Source organism: Paraburkholderia youngii (assembly GCF_013366925.1).
Taxonomy (GTDB): domain Bacteria; phylum Pseudomonadota; class Gammaproteobacteria; order Burkholderiales; family Burkholderiaceae; genus Paraburkholderia; species Paraburkholderia youngii.
Window position 1 is genome coordinate 5,150,965 of record NZ_JAALDK010000001.1, and the last position, 22,212, is coordinate 5,173,176.

The following is a 22,212-nucleotide window of genomic DNA, read 5'->3' on the forward strand; positions in this document are numbered from 1 at the left end:
CGTATGCGAGTCAACGTGGCGCAGGGCAAACAGCCTTGGCTACAAGGGTGGCAACGCTTGATCGCCAACCGCCACGCGTCGCTGGGCTGGACCCCGCGCCCGCAGGATGCCATCTATCGCGGCAAGAACCCCGAGCATGCCGAGAACTATTCGCTGCTGTTCAACGACGCGGCGGCGGCCTATACGCTCGCGCTGCGCTGGAAAGTCTCCGGTGACGACGCCTATGCCGGCAAGGCCATCGATATCCTGAACGCGTGGTCGGGCAGTCTGAAGATGATCGACGGGAACTCGGACAAGTTCCTCGCCTCCGGCATCTACGGCTACGAGCTGGCGAATGCGGCGGAAATCCTGCGCACGTCGCCGCAATGGAAAGCGGCGGATTTCCGGCGCTTCCAGTCGATGATGCTCACCGTGTTCTACCCGATGAACCACAACTTCCTGACCCAACACAACGGCACGAAGGTCGATCATTACTGGGCCAACTGGGATCTCGCCAATATGGCGTCAATGCTGGCGATTGGCGTGCTGACCGACCGCCGGGACATTTATGCGGAAGCGGTCGAGTATTTCAAGCACGGCGCGGGCAATGGCTCGATCGAACACCTCGTCTGGAAGCTGTATCCGAACGGGCTCGGTCAAGTCCAGGAAAGCGGCCGCGACCAAGGGCACACCATGCTCGACTTCGCACTGGCGGGTGCGTTTTGCCAGATGGCCTGGAATCAGGGAGACGATCTGTTCGGATACGACAACAACCGTCTGCTAAAGGGTGCCGAATACGTCGCGCAATACAATCTCGGCCAGGATGTGCCCTACACGTTGTATTCCGACAGCCTGGCGACGCAGCCAGAGATTTCGCCAGGATCAAGAGGTGATACCCGGCCGATCTGGGAATTGCTCTACAACCACTACGTGGTGTTGAAGAAACTCAAGGCGCCGGGCGTTGCCGCATATGCGCAGCAGGTGCGCCCGGAAGGCGGCGGCGGCGACTATGGTTCGACCAGCGGTGGCTTCGACCAACTTGGGTATGGCACGTTGACGTACACCCTCAAGTAGCAGATCTGCTCGGGTGCTCACTCGCAGAACGGGGGTGACTCAAAGGGACGCGACCATTATCAGGACGCCTGCGTCATCCTGAGCGGCGCACCTTGGAAGCACTTTTCGTCGTGCGCTCTGAGCGGAACGGCCGCGACCTCGCTCAAGAAGCTGTACGTCGCGTGTTCGTGGCGAATTCTGTCAGTTCCATATTGTTGACGATTCACTTGCCTTTTGTCGAACGGCCGCAATTGGGCCGACTACAGCCTGTCCGCAAGCGTCCTCCCTGGAAATCCGAGACGAACCACGAAGAGTCAGCTGTCAGCAAGTTTCGCCTGCTGCTGAACTACTCGCAAATACGGTAGGAGGCCAGAAAGCAGTTCGAACCTTCAGCGATTCGTCTGCACCGCCGCCAGCCCCTCGAGCAGCGCCTTATGAAACGCATCCGGGTCCTGCATCTGCGGCGCGTGACCAAGCGCTGCGAACTCCACGAGCGTCGCGTGCGGAATCGCCTTCGCGGCCGCGCGGCCTAGTTCCGGATAATGGCCGAGCTTCGCGCGCACTTCGGGCGGCGCGGCATCCTTGCCGATCGCGGTGGTGTCCCTCTGACCGATCAGCAGCAGCGTCGGCATGCTGAGTTGCCCCAGTTCATAGAAAACCGGCTGCGTGTAAATCATGTCATCCAGCAGCGCGGAATTCCACGCGACGATCTGCTTACCCGGCCCGCGATACATGCCCGCGAGCATCTGCGCCCACGGCTCATAGTCCGCGCGCCATTGCCCCGCGTAATAAGTCGCCTGTTCGTAGCGGCGAATACCGTCGGCGCTGGTCTCCAGCTCACGCTGATACCACTGGTCGACCGATAGCGACGGCACGCCCTTCGCCTTCCAGTCCTCGAGTCCAATCGGGTTCACCAGCACCAGCTGCTGCGTTTCACGCGGATACATCAGCGCATAGCGAACCGCGAGCATGCCGCCCGTCGAATGGCCGACCACCGTCACGTCGCTGATGCCGAACGACTCGAGCAGCGCATGCGTATTGCGCGCGAGCTGCTGGAAGCTGTACTGGTAATGCTCGGGCTTGCTCGATTTGCAAAAACCGATCTGATCCGGTGCGATCACGCGATAACCGGCGTCGCTCAGCCGGCGAATCGTCGCGCCCCATGTCGCCGAGCAAAAATTCTTGCCGTGCAGCAACACCACGGTGCGGCCGTTCGCATGCGCGGGCTTCACGTCCATGTAGGCCATCTGCAGAGGCACCCCCTGCGACGTGAATTCGAAGCGCTCGACCGGCGCCGGATAGCTGAAGCCCTGCAGTTCCGGACCGTAGGCCGGGCCGGAATCGTCGACTGAGGACGCGCCGCTTGCGGCGCCCGGGCTCGCCTCGCTCGCCGGCGTGGCGGCCACGGCGACAGTCGCCGCGCAGAGCACGACACAGGCGCAGATACTCGACAGGGCAAGCAGGAACGGGGGGCGAAGATTCATCGGGATGGTCTGGAAAAAACGCAGCAGGGATGCACGAGGCGTGGAGCGCACGATTCTACGATGTACCGCCGAACTCTGGCGCCAGTCGCGCAGCGCGGACACGGCACGCGGCAGAACCGATTGTGGCATGCATATTGCGCCTTCGTGCTCGAGCATCGTCCGGACACGACCTCGTGGCCAATGTGCTGCGCCGCACCGAAAAATGCGCCATAACAGGCGATCGTTACAGGATGGTCGGCCACGCGGCCCCCGCAACGAACATTTATTCCCTCGAGTCCAATCGGTGCTAGAACTGACAGACGGACTCGCGAAAAACAGGCAGCAAAGAACGGCAATGCGGTACGACTGCCAGGCAGCCCAAATCATCAGCGGAGAGGACGCGGCCAGATCATTCCCGGGGGTATACCAATCAGGCAACCATCTTGCATGAGGTCGGCGTGAGTGCTGAAGGGCTCGCGCCGATCGACAGGAGACAAATATGAATACTCCGGCACGGCTGAACGACTTACAGCGCACTACCCTGGCGATCGTCCTAGCCGGCGGACGCGGCACCCGGCTCGGGCCGCTGACGAACAAGCGTGTGAAGCCGGCGGTGCACTTCGGCGGCAAATACCGGATCATCGACTTTGCGCTTTCCAATTGCCTGAATTCCGGCATCCGCCGCATCGCGGTGGTCACGCAGTACAAGGCGCATTCGCTGCTGCGGCATCTGCAGCGCGGCTGGAGCTTCCTGCGCGGCGAGATGGGCGAGTTCATCGATCTGTGGCCCGCGCAGCAGCGCGTCGAAGGCGCGCACTGGTATCGCGGCACCGCCGACGCGGTGTTCCAGAACCTCGACATCATCCGCTCGATCCGTCCGAAGTATGTGGTTGTGCTCGCGGGCGACCACATCTACAAGATGGACTACACGCGCATGATCGCCGATCACGCGGACAGCGGTGCCGACTGCACGGTCGGCTGCATCGAGGTGCCGCGCATGGATGCGGTCGCGTTCGGCGTGATGGCGGTCGACGAAAACCGCCGCGTGACCGGCTTCGTCGAAAAACCGGCCGACCCGCCCGCGATACCCGGCCGTCCCGACACGGCGCTCGCTAGCATGGGCATCTACGTGTTCAACGCCGACTACCTGTACACGCAGCTCGAGGAAAACATCGCCGCGATCGATACCGACCACGACTTCGGCAAGGACATCCTGCCGCGCGTGGTCACCCAGGGCGTGGCGATCGCGCATCCGTTCAGCATGTCGTGCGTGTCGTCGGACCCGAGCGTCGAGCCGTACTGGCGCGACGTCGGCACGATCGACGCGTACTGGGCCGCGAACCTCGACCTCGCCTCGACGATCCCGACCCTCGACCTGTACGACGAGTCGTGGCCGATCTGGACCTACCAGGAGCAGTTGCCGCCCGCGAAGTTCGTACGCGACATGAAGGGGCTGCAGGGTTCGGGCAACAACCTGCTCGTCTGCGGCGGCTGCGTGATCTCGGGCTCGCAGATTTCGCGCTCGGTGCTGTCGTCGAACGTGAAAGTGAGTTCGTTCTGTAATATCAATGAGGCAGTCTTGCTGCCGCAGGTCACGGTCGGCGCGAGTTGCCGCCTGCAAAAGGTGGTGATCGACCGCGGCTGCACGATTCCGGAAGGCACCGTGATCGGCGAAGACCCGGCGCGCGACGCCGAGCGCTTCTATCGCACCGACGATGGCGTCGTGCTGGTCACGCAGGAAGCGCTGCGCAAGCATCCGAAGTAGCGCGCCCGCCGCATGCATGCACCGGCGGCCACGGCGCCGCCGGCCATGCCTTTCCTCGCTTCATCCGGCTTCACCCGCAACACCGCTGACCTTTTACCAACCCGAGCAACCCTGCCAACCCGACAGAGACCCGGCCTATGACGATTCGCGCCCTGCACGTCGCAAGCGAGCTGTATCCCCTTCTCAAAACGGGCGGTCTCGCCGACGTCGCGGGCGCGCTGCCGTCCGCGCTGATCGAGCGCGGCGCCGACGTGCGCGTGCTGCTGCCCGGCTTTCCGGCGGTACTCGCCGGCTTGCACGATCTTCAACCGGTCGCGCAACTGGGCAACCGCTTCGGCGCGCCGAACGTGACGCTCGAACGCGGCACGCTGCCCACCAACGGGCTCGCGGTCTACGTGATCCGGGCCGCGTCGCTCTACGACCGCCCGGGCAACCCGTATCTGAACGACGAACACGTGCCGTACGGCGACAACGCGCAGCGTTTCGCGCTGCTCGGCTGGGTCGCCGCGCAACTCGCGCAGCAGATGGACCCGACGTGGTCGCCGCAGATCGTCCACGCGCACGATTGGCACGCTGGGCTCGCGCCTGCCTACCTGAAAGCCGCCGAACGCGAGCGCGGCCGCGCGCCGGCGCACAGCGTGTTCACGATCCACAACCTCGCGTACCAGGGGATCTTTCCCGCGCATCAGTTCGGCCTGCTCGGCCTGCCGCACGATTTCTTCAACATGCACGGCGTCGAATTCTACGGACAGCTGTCGTTCCTGAAGGCGGGGCTCTATTACGCCGACCGCATCACGACCGTCAGCCCTAACTATGCGCGCGAAATCCAGACGCTCGCGCACGGCGGCGGACTCGATGCGCTGCTGCGCCATCGCGCGCACGATCTGAGCGGGATTCTGAACGGCGTCGACTACACGGTGTGGAATCCCGCCAGCGATACGCTGCTCGCGACGCGCTTCAGCTCGTCGCGGCTGGCCGGCAAGCTCGCCTGCAAGGAAGCGCTGCAAAAGCGCTTCGGCCTCGCGCAACGAAGCGACGCGCTGCTGTTCGGCGTGGTGAGCCGGCTGACCGAACAGAAAGGCCTCGATCTGCTGCTCGGCGCGGTGCCCGAGATCGTCAAGCGCGGAGGCCAACTGGTCGTATTCGGCACCGGCGATCCGGCGCTCGAGAATGGCCTGAGGATGGTCGCGCAGGCGCATCCGGAATCGGTCGCGGTCGAACTCGGTTTCGATGAAGCGCTCGCGCATACGATCATCGCCGGCAGCGACGTGGTCGCGGTGCCGTCACGCTTCGAGCCGTGCGGGCTCACGCAACTCTATGCGCTCGCCTACGGGTCGCTGCCGCTCGTGCACAGCGTCGGCGGTCTCGCCGATACGGTCGCCGACGCATCGCTCGAAAACCTCGCCGACGATCTCGCCACCGGCTTCGTGTTCGACCGCTTCGATCCGGCCGGACTCGCCGCAGCGATCCGCCGTGCATTTGCGCTGTACGGACGCCGCACCGAATGGAAAGCCGCGCAGCGGCGCGCAATGCGCCAGGACTTCGGCTGGGGCGCCTCGGCCGACCGCTATCTGGCTTTGTATCGCGAACTCGTCTGAAGCATCGGCCACGCGGGAAACTGTCAGATTTCGTTAATGTTCAGGCGCGTTTGATGGTTCGGCGCAACAGCACGGGGACGGATCAACTCGCGGCTGTCAAACTCCTGTATCGTTTGCTGACTTGCCGGCTATGCAGTTTGTGCGTTTTTCCTGCACCATCTGTATCAAGCATGTCTGCCGCGCGGCGCCGGGGCCATCGGCCCACCCGTGCGAGACTCCCTTCCCGCTTTGTTGATCGCGCATGACCGGTTGCGCGAGCCTTACCATGACGAAAAACGTTCTGAGCATCCAGTCCCATGTCGTGTTCGGTCACGCCGGCAACAGCGCGGCCGTGTTTCCGATGTGCCGGCTCGGCGTCAACGTGTGGCCGCTCAATACGGTGCAGCTATCGAATCACACGCAATACGGGCACTGGAGCGGCAGCGCGATCGACGCATCGAAGATGGAAGATCTCGTCGACAGCATCGGCGCGATCGGCATGCTGCCGCGCTGCGACGCGGTGCTCTCCGGCTATCTCGGCACGACGGAACAGGCGCAGGCGGTGATCGACATCGTCAAGGCCGTGAAGGCGGCCAATCCCCGCGCCTGGTACTTTTGCGATCCGGTGATGGGCGCCATGGGCGGCTACAAGGTCGATCCCGGCATCCAGGAATTCCTCGTCAACGAAATGCCGCAGGTCGCCGACGGGATCGCGCCGAATCACATCGAATTGCAGCGCCTCGTCGGCCGCGAGATCGAGACGCTCGAGGAAGCCGTCACCGCGTGCCGCGAGGTGCTCGCGCGCGGGCCGAAGCTCGTGCTCGTCAAGCATCTGCTCGATCGCAACAGTCCCGCCGACCGCTTCAACATGCTCGTCGTCACCGAACGCGAAGCGTGGATGGGACAGCGCCCGCTCTATCCGTTCGCGCGCCAGCCGGTCGGCGTCGGCGATCTGACGAGCGCGGTCTTCGTCGCGCGCACGCTGCTCGGCGATTCGATCCGCTCGGCCTTCGAGCACACGCTCGCCGCGGTCAACGCGGTGGTCAAGGCGACCTGGCAGGCCGGGCGCTATGAACTCGAACTCGTGGCGATGCAAAATGAAATCGCCCAGCCGCGCGAGTGGTTCGATGCATGGGTTGCGGAGACGGCTTAGGTCGAGCTCAGGTCACTGACGCGAGTCACCCGTTGCTGGGCGCCGCCACCAGCGTCGCGCCAGCAGCCGTCCTATAATGCGTGCCGCGTGGAACGGCGCTTGCGCCCGCATTCCATGGGATTTTTCAGCATTCGGCATTCAGCAGACGAGGCATTCGATGGACGGTCATATCCGCAGCGAGCGGGAAGAATTTTTTGAGCAGTTGTGCATCAGCGTCGACGCGGACGAAGCGCACGAACAGGAAGCGATCGAGTACTTCGAGAACCAGTTCGACCAGCCCGACTTCGATCCCGCGCAATGGCTCGATATCGCGCTCTACTACTCGCCTGCCGTCGCGCGCGGCATCGTCGAGATGGTGACGGCCGACGACAAGGCACGCAGCAACATCGCCGAAATCATCGCCGACAATCTCGACATCTCGTACGGCGAGGACGAGTGCCAGCAATTCGCCGAAACGATCGAATTCGCACTGAACAACGGCGTGCCGGTCGATCTGGACGTGGTGCTCGACGGCTGCCAGCGCGCAATCGACGATCTCGACACGTGGGCCGACGAAGACACGAAGGCGCCGCTTCTGCGTCTGCGTGAAGAATTGCTGCGTCAGCAAGGCGAGCGCTAGGCGAAAGGCTCGAATCTCTCCGCCCCCACGCTAACTCCGCAACACCGCAACACCGGCCGGCGCGCTCGCGCCGGTTTCTTAAGCGTATGCCGTAATCCGCAGCCGCAGCGGAACTTCTCGCGGCAAGCCAGCCGGGATGCCTCACGCACGCTCCTTGTGGACGTGATGCGCACACGCCCCGCTATGCCGAAATGCTCATCCAAAACGCCACGAATTGCCAAGACGACGGCAATTTGGCTTTCTATATTCGCCCCAGATTGACCCGCGAACACGCTGCGAAGCGCAACGCCACTGCGTGTATTCCAGCATTGTGAGCGGCGACCGATCCTTCGTAGCCTTGCGATGCGCGAGGGCTTCCCTCGGCCTCACGTGTCGTACCGCTTTTGTCGCACCGCTTTCATAACAACCGTCGATGCAAGGAGAGACCATGAGTCTTCGCAACACGCTGAAACCGCTGGCCATGCTCGTGGGTGCGATGTTTGCTGTCGCGCCTGCTGCCAGTTTCGCCGACGACCTGCCGGTCAAGATCGGTTTTGCCGCGCCGCTGACGGGCGCCAATGCCGGCTACGGCAAGGATCTGGAAAACGGTGTGCGGCTCGCGATCGACGAGGCCAACGCGCAGAAGATCAAGATCGGCGACAAGGTCGCGCACTTCGAGATCGTCTCGCAGGACGACCAGGCCGACCCCCGCGTCGGCGTGCAGGCCGCGCAGAAGCTGGTCGACTCGGGCGTCGCGGTGGTGGTCGGCCACTTCAACTCGGGCACGACGATCCCGGCCTCGCAGGTCTACGAGCAGGCCGGCATTCCGGTGCTCGATCCCGCCGCGACGAATCCGATCATCACGGGCCGCGGCTTCGCGAACACCTTCATGGTGATTTCGACCGATGCGCAGAACGCCGGCAACGCAGGAATTTATGCGGTCGAGGTAACGAAGGCCAAGCGCGTCGCGATCATCGACGATCGCACCGCGTTCGGCCAGGGCGAAGCCGACGAGTTCGAGAAGGCCGTGAAGGCGCACGGCGGCACGATCGTCGCGCGCGACTACACCGACAACCACGCGGTCGACTTCAGCACGCAGATCACCAAGTTCAAGGGCGCCAATGCGGACCTCGTGTTCTTCGCCGGCCTCGACAGCCAGGCCGCGGGCTTCGCGCGGCGCATGAAGCAGCTCGGCCTGAACGCGCAACTGGTCGGCGGCGGCGGCGTGATGGACGAAGACTTCATCAAGCTCGCGGGCGATGCGTCCGACGGCGCGATGGCCTGGGAATACGGCCGCCCGCTCGCGCAACTGCCGGGTGGCAAGGACTTCAACGCGAAGTTCAAGAAGCGCTTCGGCGCGGATGTGCTGTCGTATGCGCCGTTCGGCTATGACGGCGCATGGGTCGCGATCAAGGCGATGCAGCAGGCCAAATCCGACTCGCCGAACGTGTACCGCCCGGTGCTCAAGTCGATCGACTACGACGGCGTGACCGGCAAGATCTCGTTCGACAACACCGGCGCGTTGAAGAGCGGCGCCTCGACGCTGTATCAGGTGAAGAACGGCGCATGGGTGCCGGTGGTGACGAAGAGCGGCACCTGAGCTCGCCGTCCAGTGAATCGTAGCGGCGCTGCCCGGCTTACGGCCGGCGCGGCGCTCGCTACTGCCTCGCGGCCGCCGCCCTGACGACCACCTCGGCATCCAGATCGCGCTCGATGCGCACGAGGTCGTCGCGAATCGCCGCGAACTCGTTAGCCGTACACATCTGGTGGCCGAACGCGGCGCGCAGATGCCGGTTGACCTGCAACGTGCGCGTCGCCGGATCGAACACGTAGCGCGACGCAAATGAGAGCAGCGGGTCCTCGACCGTGCTGTCGGTCGGCAGGTCCGTCACGCGCACGAAGCGCGGCAAACTCATTTCCAGCGTTTCATCGAACTCCCCGCCGATGCATGCCCACGGCTGCGTTCTGACGGGTTCCGCGAGCCACGCCTCGACCTGTGAGTTCATGCCGCCGGCGAGACTCGTCAGCGCCGGCACGGCGGTTGTGCCGTCTGGCCAGATCAGATGCGGCACGCTGCCCTGCATCGACGTCGCGAACGGTCCGCCGGTCACGGCGACGTCGTCGGTCTGCAACTGCGCGGTGCCATGCAAGCCCGTTTTCAGCAGACGGCTCGCGGCAATCTGCTGCGCGCCCTCGCGCGTCGCGCGTCGGAACGTGTTGCGTTCGATCTCCGCGGGATAGCCCCGGTCTTCGACGCGGTACGCGTAATGCGCGGTGCCGTTTTCATCGATGTCGATCTGCACGCGCGCGTTGCGTTCATGCCGTTGAGTGGCGGGCGTGCGCGCGAGCACGCCGGCGTCGACGAGCAGCACCGGCCGGTCCATCACGCCGCCAGGCAGATAGCCGAACGCGGTGCCGCCCGCCGTCGTGTCCGCGAATTGCGCCAACTCGGGAATCCAGATGATCGCGTGATTGATCGCGCTCGCGCCGTAGCCCGGCACCTCGGGCAACGTGTAGTACGGGCCGAGATTCAGCAGCACCGGCTCGCTGCGGATGCCGACCGCCGCGAGCAACGCACCGTATAGCGCAACGTGGTCCTTGCAGTCGCCATAGCGGTTGCGCAGGATATCGGCCGCCTTGTGCGGAATCGCCGCCGTCTCGCCGAGGAAAAGCGCGACGTAGCGGATATTCAGACGCATCCAGTCGTATAACACGCGGGCTTTGTCGCGCGGATCGCTGAGGCCGGCCGTCAGTTGCTGCGCAAGACTGACGATCGCCGGATCGTCGCGGGTCGCGTCGTTATCGGCGGGACCGCGATAGCGCGCGGCGAAGCTCGCGAAGTCGGCTACCGTCGACACCATCAGCCGGTCGCCCCAGTTCGCGTAGCCGACCGCGCCCGCTTCCATGCGCGGATAGGGGCCGTGCCGATAGTCGAACTCGTAGCGGGTGCGGCCGTTCGCGGTGACGGGCGGCACCGCGACGTAGCCGCGCGCGTCCGCGTAGAGCGGCACGTCGGCGGGCAGATCGAAGATCAGACGCTGCTCGTCGACGGGTTCGAGCGACGGCTCGACCAGATAACCGAAAGTGCCCGCCTGCAGCGGCTTCGCGCGGGTCTTGCGAAACGCCAGATGCACGCGCGAGCCGCTCGTGACGCCGGGGAAGATCACGGTGCGCAACACTCCGTCTTCGAAGCTCGGCGCACCGGACGAACGCGGCTCCTGCACGTCGCGGATCGCCTCGGGACCGACGGCATGCGCGGTGCCGTCGGGATCGATCGTTTCGGCGGCCAGCAGTTGCACCTGCTCGATGTCCTTGTTGAACCACACGTAGCGTTGCGCGATCGCGTCGACACCGCTGGCCGTGTCCGCGCGCATCACCGTGTCGTCGTGTTCCTCGATGGAGCCGTCTTTCTGGATCACGAACAAATGGACGTCACGCTCGATCGTCGCAGGGGTGCGTTCGTTGGAGGAGGTAGCGATTTCGGCGGCGGTCGCGCGAAGGGGGAAGGCGATGCCGCTCGCGGCAGTTAGCGCCGCAAGCAGCGCCGCGGCGCGCACGCTTCGCGCGAGCGACGCGTGCGCCAACCTGACGACGATGTTCCCCAAGATCCACCTCGGCAAGATTCGTGTCGTCGTTGTAGCACATCGCCGGCCCGCGCGTTTCGGACCGGGGCCGCCGTCAGTCGCGATCACTCGCCGTCGTCGAGCTGGCTCAGCAGCGCCTGCAGTTTTTCCACGTGCCGCAGCAGCATGTGCCGGTGCTTGTCGATCTGTTCGAGCCGGCCCTCGAGATCGGCCTGAATGCGATCGTCGAGCTCGGCCGCGGCCATCACGTCCTCGACCTTCGCACGCATCGACGCGAGTTCGACCGGCGCATGCAGCAGATGCCGCTCGAAGCGCCGCACTTCCTGCGTCGCGACATCGCGTACCTTGCGAAAATGCACATGGCGGCGGTGCGCTTCGACATCGAGCGTTTCTTCCTCGACGCGACGCGCGGGCCCCGGTTGCCCGAAAATCGGCTCGGGCCGCAGCACCGTCTTCTTGCGCACCGGATGCGCGGTGCCGCGAAAGCGCGCGAGCGGCTGCTCGTTGTCGATCGCCTCGCGCGCATTCGGCGGAATCTCGTGACCGCTGTGCGGCACGTTCATCCAGCCGCCCGGCAAACCAGTGACCGCCTCGACGCCGCGCACGAATTCCTCGCTGAATTCGCGTTGGCCGGACAGCATCAGCTTCAGATAGCTCGCGGAAAACGTCATCATGCGCGCGAGCCGGGTCGCGGCGCCAACCTCGCTGGTCAGCAACACCAGGTTCGCGCGCCAGACTGGCAGCAGCAATTCGTCGGAATCTTCCATCGCTGGGTCTTCCATCTTTTCGCCTGATGAATCGATGACCGCATCGCGCATGTCATCGTTTTGAAAGGGTAGTCGTCTCGCGGTGTCGGGTGCAATGCCGCTATGCCGCCTTGCGTGCGGGGGGCCCAGATGCCGAAGGTACACGCATCACATGGTACGCACCGGCCAATTCAGCGCAAAGCGCGCTAAAACAGGGCTTACAACACATCGCCTGTTGCATTGACACACGTGTTTGCGCACCGTTCCTATTCGCGGGCGCTCGATGTGGCATGCTTACACGCCGATGCGGCACGGGTCGTGCTGCATGGGTCGCTCCACAACATTGACTTAAGGGTTTTGTAATGAAGAAAATCGTTCTCGCCATCGCCGCAGCCGTCGCCACCCTGAGCGCGATCGCTCCCGCTCAAGCTTATGAACATCACCACGAGTGCCATAAGGTGAAGGTTCATCATCATTGGGAAAAGCGCTGCCACTAATGGCGGTGAAACCGTGTCCAAAGGACGCGGTGCACATTAAAAAGCCCCGCTTTCGCGGGGCTTTTTTTCATGGCGCGCCGCGTCGTGAAACAGCCGGCGCACGATACGCTTTGCGCGCTCGACGCCCAAACCATTCCATATGATCGCGCCGATATGCAATCACGGACACATGCTGTTACACCTTCGCGATCCGCTAACCGATGCACGCCGACGCCGTCCTCACGGCACCCGTCAGGTCACCTTTGCGTCAGGCTGCTTTCACGCGAGCGAGAGCCGTCGTCACCAGCGCTTCGAGCAACGGCGCGACCTTCGTGGCGAGGTCTTCATCGTATGCATAAGGCAAGCGCTCTTCCATGTACGTGATCTGCGACAGTTCGAGTTGCACCGCATGCACGCCCTGCTCGGGCTGACCATATTGGCGCGTGATATAGCCGCCCTTGAAGCGGCCATTCGCGACCGCCGTATAGCCGCCATGGCGCTCGACCAGCGCGGCCAGTTCGTCGCCTAGTCCCGGCGCCGCGCTCGCACCGTTCGACGTGCCGAAGTTGAAGTCCGGCAGACGTCCGTCGAAAAATCGCGGCACGCGCGAGCGGATCGAATGCGCTTCCCACAGCAGCACCTTGCCGTGCTTCGCCTTCAGCGCCGCGATCTCGCCGGTGAGCGCGTCGTGATACGGCTTCCAGTACGCATCGCGCCGGCGCGCGACTTCGGCGTCGTCGGGCAGATGGCCGTCGCGATAGAGCGGCTCCTTGTCGAACGTATCGACCGGCAAGAGACCCGTGGTGTCCTGCCCCGGGTACAGGTTCGCGCCGTCGGGCGGACGGTTCAGGTCGATCACGTAGCGCGCGTAGGTCGGCGTCAGGAACGACGCGCCGAGAACCTTCGCGAATGCGTACAGGCGATCGAGATGCCAGTCGCAATCGTCGGTGCGTTGCGCGACCGGGGTCATCGTCGCGGCGATGTCGGCGGGGATTTGCGTGCCCAGATGCGGGATCGAGATCAGCAGCGGCAGGGTTCCCTGATGCAGCGAGAAAACCGGCGTGAGGTTCGAAGCAGTCATGTCAGTCCGGAATCAGTGGGATCGGAGAATCGGTTCGGCGCTCATCGCCGTTATTTGAGCAGTTCCGCGAGCGCCGCGCGATAGCGCGCATATGCGCGCTCTTCGTCGCGATGCCGGCGATCGTCGACGACCTTGATGCCACCCGCATAGACGTCGCGGATCGGCGTATCGCCGTGCTCGCAGAATACAACGCCCGACAGCCACGCTTCTCGCTCGTGCTCGGCGATGCTCGAATGAGCGGCGTCGAGCACGAGCCAGTCCGCGCGATGGCCGGGCTGCAACGCGCCGACCGCGCGGCCGGTCGCGCGCGCGCCGCCGTCGAGCGCGGCCGCATACAGGCGGTCCGCGACATGCGGAGCCTGCGCCGACGCCAGCACGTTGCGCTGCCGGCGCGTCAGACGCTGGCCGTATTCGAGCAGACGCAATTCGGCGCGCCAGTCGACGCCGATATGGCTATCCGAGCCGACGCCGATGCGGCCGTGCGCGTCCAGATAGTCGTGCGCGGGGAAAATGCCGTCGCCGAGATTGGCCTCGGTGGTCAGACACAGACCCGCGACCGCGCCGCTTCTCGCGAGCGCGAGCGTTTCATGCGGATCGACATGGGTCGCGTGCACCAGACACCAGCGGCTATCCACCTCGAAACGATCGAGCAGCCATTGCACCGGCCGCGCGCCTTCGGTTTCGATGCACGCGTCCACCTCGGCGGTTTGCTCGGCGACATGGATATGCACGGGCGCGCTCGCATCGATGCCGCCAAGCAGCGCGCGCAACGATGCTTCCGATACCGCGCGCAGCGAATGCGGCGCCACACCGTAACGCAGTGCCGCATGTTCGGGGCGCGCGGCGCGCAGCGTGCCGAGCAGATCGAGCAGGCTCTCCGGCGTATTGATGAAGCGCCGTTGATCCTCGCGCGGCGCGCGCGCGCCGAAGCCGCTGTACTGATACAGCACCGGCAGCATCGTGATGCCGATGCCGCTCGCCGCCGCCGCATCGACCACGCGCTGAGCAAGCTCGGCCTGATTCGCGTAGCGCTGGCCGTCCTGCGCGTGATGCACGTAGTGGAACTCGCACACCGACGTATAGCCCGCCTTCAGCATTTCGATGTAGAGCCACTGCGCGACGCTCGCGAGGCCTTCCGGCGTGATGCGCGCGGCGAAGCGATACATCAGGTCGCGCCACGACCAGAAGTTATCGGTCGCGTTGGCGCGATATTCGGTGAGCCCCGCCATCGCGCGCTGAAACGCGTGCGAGTGAAGGTTGGGCATGCCAGGCATCAGCGGGCCAGCCGCTTTCGGCACACCGGCCGGCGGTTCGGGTCGATCCGGCGTGACGGCGCTCAGCGTGCCGCGCGCGTCCCATTCGAGCAGCACGTTGCGGCGCCAGCCCTCGGGCAGATACGCGTCGGCGGCGAACAGCGATTGATTGGATTGCGTCATCTCTCAGGTTCTGGTTCGGTTCAGGTCACACTCGACCCGCGCCGCGTATAAACGGTTTCGCCCGCGCGCACGACGCGCGCGCACAACGGCCGGCCAATCCAGTAAGCGAGTTCGGCCAGCGAATCGACCGACCACACCGCGAAGTCGGCCGCGCGACCCACCTGCAGCGCGCCGTGCCGATCGCTGTTGCCGAGCGCGCGCGCCGCATGCGTGGTCACGCCTTGCAGCACCTCGGGCACGGTCATGCGAAACAGCGTGCTCGCCATGTTCATCATCAGCAGCAACGAAGTTGCCGGCGACGTGCCCGGGTTGCTGTCGGTCGAGATCGCGATCGGCACCTCGTAGCGCCGCAGCAGTTCGAGCGGCGGCAACTGCGTCTCGCGGATGAAGTAGTACGCGCCCGGCAGCAGCACCGCGACGGTGCCCGCTTCCTTCATCGCGGCCACGCCGGCTTCGTCGAGAAACTCCAGGTGGTCCGCCGACAGCGCGCCGTGCCGCGCCGCGAGCGCGGCGCCGCCGCCGTTCGACAACTGCTCGGCGTGCATCTTGACCGGCAGCTTGTAGCGCGCGGCCGCGTTGAACACGCGCTCGCTTTGCTCCAGCGAAAAGCCGATGCGCTCGCAGAACACGTCGACCGCATCGACGAGGCCTTCGTCCGCTAGCGCGGGCAGCATCGTGCCGCAGACTTCGTCGATATACGCGTCGGCGCGGCCCGCGAATTCGGGCGGCAGCGCGTGCGCGCCGAGAAACGTCGTATAGACCGTGACCGGATAGCGCTCGCCGAGTTGTCTCGCGACGCGCAGCATCTTGCGCTCGCCCGCGAGATCGAGACCGTAGCCCGATTTGATTTCGATCGCCGTCACGCCTTGGGCGAGCAGCGGTTCGAGCCGCGCCGCCGCCTGCGTGAACAGCGACGCTTCATCCGCCGCGCGCGTCGCGCGCACCGTCGACACGATCCCGCCGCCCTGTCGCGCGATTTCTTCGTAGCTGACGCCCGCGAGGCGTTGCGCGAATTCGTCGGCGCGCTGGCCGCCATACACGAGGTGCGTATGACAATCGATCAGGCCCGGCGTCACCCACGCGCCGCGCAGGTCTTCGCGCGACCATCCGGCGTATTGCGCGGGTAACTCGGCGAACCCGCCGAGCCACGCGATGCGGCCGTCTTCGACGGCGATCGCGGCATCGGCGAGCGTGTGGCGAGGATCGCCCTGCGGGCACAAATTAAGGTGATGCCAGACGGTTTGCTTCATCGCGTGCTCTTTGCCGCTCGTTGCGTGTCTGTGGATGGGTTGGCCGTGATGGAGCGCATGCAATGCCCGATCATGATTGAATCGTCATCGCGTGTAGCGAATCGTGATCGCGAGCACCGCGCCGTCCCCCGTTAGCGCGCAAGCGAGCGCGTTCGGCCCGTCGACGCGCAGCGTATCGCCGGTGTCGAGCCGCACCGCTTGCGCGTGGTCCGCCGCCAGCGCGACCGTGACCGCGCCGCCCGCGCAAAACAGCAGCGCCACGTCGCCGTCGAGCACGCGCGGCGCGTCCTGCTTCGCGCCGACACGCCACACGTCCAGTTCGCCCTGCGCCACGTCGCGCCGCACCATCAGGTTGAAGTCGCGCGTCGCGCCAGCGACGAGACGCGCGTCGATGCGCGTTTCGCCGCTAAAGCGCGCGACGTCGAGCGGCTGCCGCAGCACATGCGTCGACATGACGCCCGCGTCGCCCAGCTCATCGAGCAGCATGCCCGCGCCAGACAGCAGCACGAGCGTCCGGTCGACGCCGTCGAAGCGCGAGAACGGCCCGGCCTGCGCGACATCGGCGACGCTCACACGCCACACGAAGTCGGCGCCCGCAGCCTGCCCGCCGACCGGCGACGGAAACGCCGCGACCTCGCGCGTAACGCCGCCGCCGTTTTTCCACGGCGCCGCCACGAGCTCGGCGCCGCGAATCAGCGTGACGCTTGCCCTGTCGCCCGCGTGGTGGGCCTGGGTCACGATCAGCGTCCCAGCATCGGCAGATTGAGACCCGCCTCGCGTGCGGTCTGCTGCGCGAGTTCATAGCCGGCATCCGCGTGACGCATCACGCCGGTGGCCGGATCGTTCAGCAGCACACGGCCGAGGCGCTGGTGCGCGGCTTCGGTGCCGTCCGCGACGATCACGACGCCCGAGTGCTGCGAGAAGCCCATGCCGACGCCGCCGCCGTGATGCAGCGACACCCACGACGCACCGCCCGCGGTATTGAGCAGCGCGTTCAGCAACGGCCAGTCGCTGACCGCGTCCGAGCCGTCCTTCATCGATTCGGTTTCGCGGTTCGGGCTCGCGACCGAGCCCGTGTCGAGATGATCGCGGCCGATCACGATCGGCGCCTTCAGCTCGCCGTTCTTGACCATTTCGTTGAACGCCTGGCCGAGACGATAACGATCCTTCACGCCGACCCAGCAGATCCGCGCCGGCAGACCCTGGAACGCGATGCGCTCGCGCGCCATGTCGAGCCAGTTGTGCAGATGCGGATCGTCGGGGATCAGCTCCTTGACCTTCGCATCGGTCTTGTAGATGTCCTCCGGGTCTCCCGACAGCGCGACCCAGCGGAACGGGCCCTTGCCTTCGCAGAACAGCGGGCGGATATACGCCGGCACGAAGCCGGGGAAATCGAACGCGTTTTCCACGCCCATTTCGAGCGCCATCTGACGGATGTTGTTGCCGTAGTCGAGCGTGGCCGCGCCGCGTTCCTGCAGCGTCAGCATCGCCTGCACTTGCCTCGCCATCGACTGTTTGGCCGGCGTGACGATGCTGTCCGGCGCGGTCTTCTGACGCTCGCGCCAGTCTTCCACCGTCCAGCCCTGCGGCAGGTAGCCGTGGATCGGATCGTGCGCGCTGGTCTGGTCGGTCACGCAATCCGGCGTGATGCCGCGCGCGACGCACTCGGCGAACACGTCGGCCGCGTTGCCGAGCAGGCCGACCGAAATCGGCTTGCTGGCCTTCTTCGCTTCGTCGAGCATCGCGAGCGCTTCATCGAGCGTCTTCGCTTTCCTGTCGACGTAGCGCGTCTTCAGACGGAAGTCGATGCGCGTCTCGTCGCATTCGACCGCGATCATCGAGAAGCCCGCCATCGTCGCCGCGAGCGGCTGCGCGCCGCCCATGCCGCCGAGACCGCCGGTCAGAATCCAGCGGCCCGCAGGCTTCCCGTCGAAGTGCTGGTTCGCGACCGCGAAGAAAGTTTCGTAGGTGCCCTGCACGATGCCCTGGCTGCCGATATAGATCCAGCTGCCCGCGGTCATCTGGCCGTACATCATCAGGCCCTTGCGGTCGAGTTCGTGGAAGTGTTCCCAGGTCGCCCAATGCGGCACCAGATTCGAATTCGCGAGCAGCACGCGCGGCGCGTCCGCATGCGTGCGAAACACGCCGACCGGCTTGCCCGATTGAATCAGCAGCGTTTCGTCTTCGTTCAGGTTCTTCAGCGACGCGAGGATCTGGTCGAAGCAATCCCAGTTGCGCGCGGCGCGGCCGATGCCGCCGTACACGACGAGCGCGTGCGGGTGCTCGGCGACCTCTGGGTCCAGATTGTTCTGGATCATCCGGTACGCGGCTTCCGCGATCCAGGTCTTGCAGGTCTTTTCCGCGCCGCGCGGTGCGCGGATCGTGCGAGTCGGATCAAGACGCGGATCGATGTGTTTCGGATTGTTCATGGTGTCCCTCGGAATGCGTGACGATGTTCGATAAAGATTCGGCGGAAACGAGAAGGCGCGAAAAAGCGCGAAAAAGCGAATTCAGAAATGCCCAGTGAAGCGGTAACGGGTGCCCGGATGCCACAGATTCGCGATCGAGGCGACCTCGCCTTGCGACCACGTACGCCGGTGCAGCACCAGACACGGCTCGCGTTCACTCATGTTCAACAGCTCGCGCGTGATGTCGTCGGCGGCAAGCGCCTCGATGCGGTACTCGACGCGCTGCAGCGGCGCGACTCGCACGAGGTACTGGTTTGGCGTGGTGTTCGTGAAGTCCTGCAGCCCGTATTCGGGCGCGACGGCCGGATTGACCCAGCGTTCCTCCAACTGCACCGGCTCGTCGTTTTCGAAATGCAGCAGACGCGAATGAAACACGGGGCTGCCCGCGCTCACCTGCATCTCTTCGGCGAGCGCCGCATCGGCGATGCTGGCGCCGATGTTCAGCACCTTCGCCTGATAGCGATGACCGCGCGCAACGATTTCATCGGAGATGCTGCGGATCGCCACCAGCGTCGACTCGTACTTGGGGCGCGCGACGAAAGTACCCGAGCCTTGCACGCGTGTGAGCACCTGCTCCGAGGTCAGCTCGCGCAAGGCACGGTTGACCGTCATGCGCGCGACGCTGAACTCGCGCGCAAGCTCGTTTTCGGAGGGCACCTGGTCGCCTTCGGCCCACTCGCCCGCATGAATGCGCGCGAGGATGAAGTCCTTGATGCCCTGATAAGCGGGTGCGTTCATTGTCGTGATCCGCGCTCTCGACGACTCATTGTTCCGACACGAACGAGAACGGGCTCAGCTTCGCGACCGCGCCGGCCTGCACGAGCTTCGTGACCGCCGCGATATCCGGTGCGAAGTAGTGATCGAGCTCGTAGTGCGCGACGTCCTTGCGCACGAGGTCCATCACCTTCTGCAAGCTCGGGCTCGTCTTGTGCGGCGCGCGCAGATCGACGCCCTGGGCGGCGGCGAGCAATTCGATCGACAGGATGTTCGCGGTGTTATCGGCGATATCGCCGAGCTTGCGTGCGGCGAACGTCGCCATCGACACATGGTCTTCCTGGTTCGCCGACGTCGGCAGCGAATCGACGGAGGCCGGATGCGCGAGCGTCTTGTTCTCCGACGCGAGCGCAGCGGCCGTCACGTGCGCGATCATGAAGCCGGAGTTCACGCCGCCATCCTTGACGAGGAACGGCGGCAGGCCCGACAGCGTCGCGTCGATAAGGAGCGCGATGCGGCGCTCGGCGAGCGCGCCGATTTCCGCCGCGGCGAGCGCGAGGTTGTCCGCCGCGAACGCGACCGGCTCGGCGTGGAAGTTGCCGCCCGACAGCACTTCGCCGGTGTCCGGGAAAATCAGCGGATTGTCGGAAACCGCGTTCGCTTCCCTCAGCAGCGTTTCGGCGGCCTGACGCATCTGGTCGAGACACGCGCCCATCACCTGCGGCTGGCAGCGCAGGCTGTACGGGTCCTGCACCTTGTCGCAATCGGCGTGCGACACGTTGATCGCCGAGCCTTGCAGCAGCGAGCGATATGCGGCCGCCGCGTCGATCTGGCCTTGATGGCCGCGCAGTTCGTGGATGCGCGCATCGAACGGCTTGACCGAGCCCATCGCCGCATCGACCGACAGCGCGCCGGCGACGAGCGCCGTGCGGAACAGGTCTTCGATCGCGAACATGTTGTAGAGCGCGAGCGCGGCCGACGCCTGGGTGCCGTTCAGCAGCGCGAGACCTTCCTTCGCCTGCAGCGTGAGCGGCTTCAGGCCGACGAGCGCGAGGCCTTCGGTGGCCGGCATGCGCTCGCCCTTCGCGAACACTTCGCCGACGCCGAGCAGGATCGCCGACATATGCGCGAGCGGCGCGAGGTCGCCCGATGCGCCGACCGAACCCTTGACCGGGATCACCGGCAGCACGTCGGCGTTGAACAGCGCGATCAGCGCTTCCATCACTTCACGGCGGATGCCCGAGTGGCCGCGGCCGAGGCTCGAGAGCTTCAGCGCCATCAGCAGACGCACGACCGGGCGCGACATCGGCTCGCCGACGCCGACGGCGTGCGACAGCACCAGATTGCGTTGCAGCAATTCGAGCTGATCGCGCGGGATGTGGGTGCTGGCGAGGCGGCCAAAGCCCGTGTTGATGCCATAAGCCGGCTCGCCCTTGGCGGTGATGTCGGCGACGGCCTGCGCACACGCGTCGATGGCGGCGTGGCTCGCGGGATCGAGTTGCAGGGTGACCTGCTCGCGTGCGATCTGGCGCAGTTGCGGGAGGGTCAGGTAGCCGGGCTTCAGAATCATGGTTGTTGTCCTGTCTATACAAGTTCAAATAAGTCTAGCCGGCGGGCCTTGTATATACAACTTCTTTTTCGAGATTCCGTGCCTGGGGATTTCCATTATTTGCCTCAGGATTCCGCGCAAGATCGACAGGTTTGGCCGCGCCTCGGCATGCGGCGGATGCAGGACACATGGGCCGGCGTGGGCTCTGCGGCTTAACCTACAGTTGTATATACACCTTTGCGGCGCGGCTCGGCCGATATCTGAGTTATAGGAGAGAAGGCGCCGCGACGCGGATCAGAGCTTGACCCGCGCCGCGATGAAATCGAGGAAGCACTGCACGCGCCCCGCGAGCGATGCGCTCTGGTAGTACACCGCATGCACGGGTTGCCGTTCGTCGACGAGCAGGTTGTCGAGAATCGGCACGAGGCGGTTGTCGCGCACGTCGGCGGCGGTCATGAAGTCGGCCAGACAGGCGATGCCCCAGCCGGACAGCGCCAGTTGCCGCAAGGTTTCGCCGCTCGATGCGGTGATCGACGGTTCGATCTTCAGCAGCGCGGCTTCGTCCCGTTGTCCTTTGACGCGCTTCGTTCCCCGGCCCCTTTCCCTCAACGGCCAGCGATTCAGATGCTCAGGCGCCGTAAAGCCGATCAGCCGATGCGTGCGCAACGCATCGAGCGTGCTCGGCTCGCCGTGCTCGGCCAGATACGCCGGGCTCGCAAGCACGCGCAGCCTGCTCTCGCCGAGCGCGCGCGCATGCAGCGTCAAATCCTGCAGCGCGCCGATCCGAATCGCGACGTCGACCTTCTGTGCGAGCAGATCGACGATCCGCTCGTTGCTGGTCAGTTCGAGCCGGATCTCCGGATACAGCGCCGAAAACGCGGTCATATGCGGCGCCACGCAATGCAGCATGAACGGCGACGCCGCATCGACGCGCAAGCGCCCCGACGGCCGTTGGCGACCGCGCGCGACCGACTCCTCGGCCTCTTCGAGCGCGTCGAGAATCGCGCGGGCGCGCCGCAGGAACGCGTCGCCCTCCTCGGTCAGATGCAGACGCCGCGTCGTACGCCGCACCAGCGCGGTGTCGAGCTTCTGTTCGAGGCGCGTGAGCGCGCGGCTCACGCCGGAGACGGTCTGCCCCAGCTTCTCGGCCGCCGCCGTGATCGAACCGCTGTCGATCACGGTGACGAACACCAGCAATTCGTCGGTGGAGGTTTTCATTGTTGATTTGAAATCAAGATTGATTTGAGACTAACACGCTTTTTGCGAGAATCCGCGTGAGCGATACTGCGTACCTGTACCAGCATTTCCCTCAGGAGAACG

General features: G+C 65.1%; 18 protein-coding genes. 7 read left to right on the forward strand and 11 right to left on the reverse strand.

Annotated elements, in window-relative coordinates; translation table 11 throughout:
* The first annotated feature begins 15 nt into the window (after positions 1–15).
* Positions 16–1,053: an alginate lyase family protein gene (locus G5S42_RS23550; protein ID WP_312883602.1), complete on the forward strand. Its 1,038-nt coding sequence runs from the start codon at positions 16–18 to the stop codon at positions 1,051–1,053.
* 368 nt (positions 1,054–1,421) lie between these two features.
* On the opposite strand, the gene G5S42_RS23555 is transcribed toward G5S42_RS23550, so the two are convergent.
* On the reverse strand, positions 1,422–2,516 hold the full coding sequence (locus G5S42_RS23555) for an alpha/beta fold hydrolase (RefSeq protein ID WP_176108972.1): 1,095 nt from the start codon (positions 2,514–2,516) through the stop codon (positions 1,422–1,424).
* 478 nt (positions 2,517–2,994) lie between these two features.
* On the opposite strand from G5S42_RS23555, the gene glgC reads away from it, so the two are divergent.
* The 5 genes from glgC to G5S42_RS23580 all read left to right on the forward strand — a co-directional run bounded on the left by glgC (position 2,995) and on the right by G5S42_RS23580 (position 9,188).
* Positions 2,995–4,260, forward strand: coding sequence for a glucose-1-phosphate adenylyltransferase (gene glgC / locus G5S42_RS23560; protein ID WP_176108973.1), 1,266 nt, complete (start codon positions 2,995–2,997; stop codon positions 4,258–4,260).
* Positions 4,261–4,397: 137 nt separating this feature from the next.
* The gene (glgA, locus tag G5S42_RS23565; RefSeq protein WP_176108974.1) at positions 4,398–5,858 is read left to right on the forward strand and encodes a glycogen synthase GlgA; all 1,461 of its coding nucleotides are present in this window, start codon (positions 4,398–4,400) and stop codon (positions 5,856–5,858) included.
* Between the two features lie 265 nt (positions 5,859–6,123).
* On the forward strand, positions 6,124–6,990 hold the full coding sequence (gene pdxY / locus G5S42_RS23570; RefSeq protein WP_176108975.1) for a pyridoxal kinase PdxY: 867 nt from the start codon (positions 6,124–6,126) through the stop codon (positions 6,988–6,990).
* A gap of 157 nt (positions 6,991–7,147) precedes the next feature.
* Positions 7,148–7,609: a hypothetical protein gene (locus tag G5S42_RS23575; RefSeq protein WP_176108976.1), complete on the forward strand. Its 462-nt coding sequence runs from the start codon at positions 7,148–7,150 to the stop codon at positions 7,607–7,609.
* 427 nt (positions 7,610–8,036) lie between these two features.
* Complete coding sequence (locus tag G5S42_RS23580; protein ID WP_176108977.1) at positions 8,037–9,188, forward strand: branched-chain amino acid ABC transporter substrate-binding protein; 1,152 nt, start codon at positions 8,037–8,039, stop codon at positions 9,186–9,188.
* A gap of 58 nt (positions 9,189–9,246) precedes the next feature.
* Here the strand turns inward: G5S42_RS23580 and G5S42_RS23585 are convergent, their stop codons facing one another.
* Both G5S42_RS23585 and G5S42_RS23590 read right to left on the reverse strand, forming a co-directional pair.
* Positions 9,247–11,193, reverse strand: a complete 1,947-nt coding sequence (locus G5S42_RS23585) for a DUF3857 domain-containing transglutaminase family protein (protein WP_176108978.1) — start codon at positions 11,191–11,193, stop codon at positions 9,247–9,249.
* A gap of 83 nt (positions 11,194–11,276) precedes the next feature.
* A complete protein-coding gene (locus tag G5S42_RS23590; protein WP_176108979.1) occupies positions 11,277–11,939 on the reverse strand; it encodes a hypothetical protein in 663 nt (220 codons plus the stop codon).
* Between the two features lie 341 nt (positions 11,940–12,280).
* Between G5S42_RS23590 and G5S42_RS45245 the strand changes: the two genes are divergently transcribed.
* Entirely contained in the window at positions 12,281–12,415 is a 135-nt protein-coding gene (locus G5S42_RS45245) for a hypothetical protein (RefSeq protein WP_013089067.1), read from the forward strand.
* Positions 12,416–12,662: 247 nt separating this feature from the next.
* Here G5S42_RS45245 and hutG read toward each other — a convergent pair whose 3' ends face one another.
* The 8 genes from hutG to G5S42_RS23630 form a co-directional block, all read right to left on the reverse strand.
* A complete protein-coding gene (gene hutG / locus G5S42_RS23595; RefSeq protein ID WP_176108980.1) occupies positions 12,663–13,475 on the reverse strand; it encodes an N-formylglutamate deformylase in 813 nt (270 codons plus the stop codon).
* A 50-nt stretch (positions 13,476–13,525) separates the two neighbouring features.
* Positions 13,526–14,911 carry a formimidoylglutamate deiminase gene (locus G5S42_RS23600; protein WP_176108981.1) on the reverse strand — a complete coding sequence of 462 codons (1,386 nt, stop codon included), beginning with the start codon at positions 14,909–14,911 and terminating at the stop codon, positions 13,526–13,528.
* A gap of 20 nt (positions 14,912–14,931) precedes the next feature.
* Positions 14,932–16,161 (reverse strand): imidazolonepropionase, encoded by a 1,230-nt coding sequence (gene hutI, locus G5S42_RS23605; protein ID WP_176108982.1) that lies wholly within the window; start codon positions 16,159–16,161, stop codon positions 14,932–14,934.
* A gap of 84 nt (positions 16,162–16,245) precedes the next feature.
* Positions 16,246–16,899 carry a HutD/Ves family protein gene (locus G5S42_RS23610; protein WP_176108983.1) on the reverse strand — a complete coding sequence of 218 codons (654 nt, stop codon included), beginning with the start codon at positions 16,897–16,899 and terminating at the stop codon, positions 16,246–16,248.
* Between the two features lie 2 nt (positions 16,900–16,901).
* Positions 16,902–18,590, reverse strand: a complete 1,689-nt coding sequence (gene hutU / locus G5S42_RS23615; RefSeq protein ID WP_176108984.1) for a urocanate hydratase — start codon at positions 18,588–18,590, stop codon at positions 16,902–16,904.
* An 81-nt stretch (positions 18,591–18,671) separates the two neighbouring features.
* Positions 18,672–19,367 (reverse strand): histidine utilization transcriptional repressor HutC, encoded by a 696-nt coding sequence (hutC, locus tag G5S42_RS23620; RefSeq protein ID WP_176108985.1) that lies wholly within the window; start codon positions 19,365–19,367, stop codon positions 18,672–18,674.
* 25 nt (positions 19,368–19,392) lie between these two features.
* Positions 19,393–20,913 (reverse strand): histidine ammonia-lyase, encoded by a 1,521-nt coding sequence (hutH, locus tag G5S42_RS23625; RefSeq protein ID WP_176108986.1) that lies wholly within the window; start codon positions 20,911–20,913, stop codon positions 19,393–19,395.
* A gap of 273 nt (positions 20,914–21,186) precedes the next feature.
* Positions 21,187–22,110, reverse strand: coding sequence for a LysR family transcriptional regulator (locus tag G5S42_RS23630; RefSeq protein WP_176108987.1), 924 nt, complete (start codon positions 22,108–22,110; stop codon positions 21,187–21,189).
* Positions 22,111–22,212 lie beyond the last annotated feature (102 nt).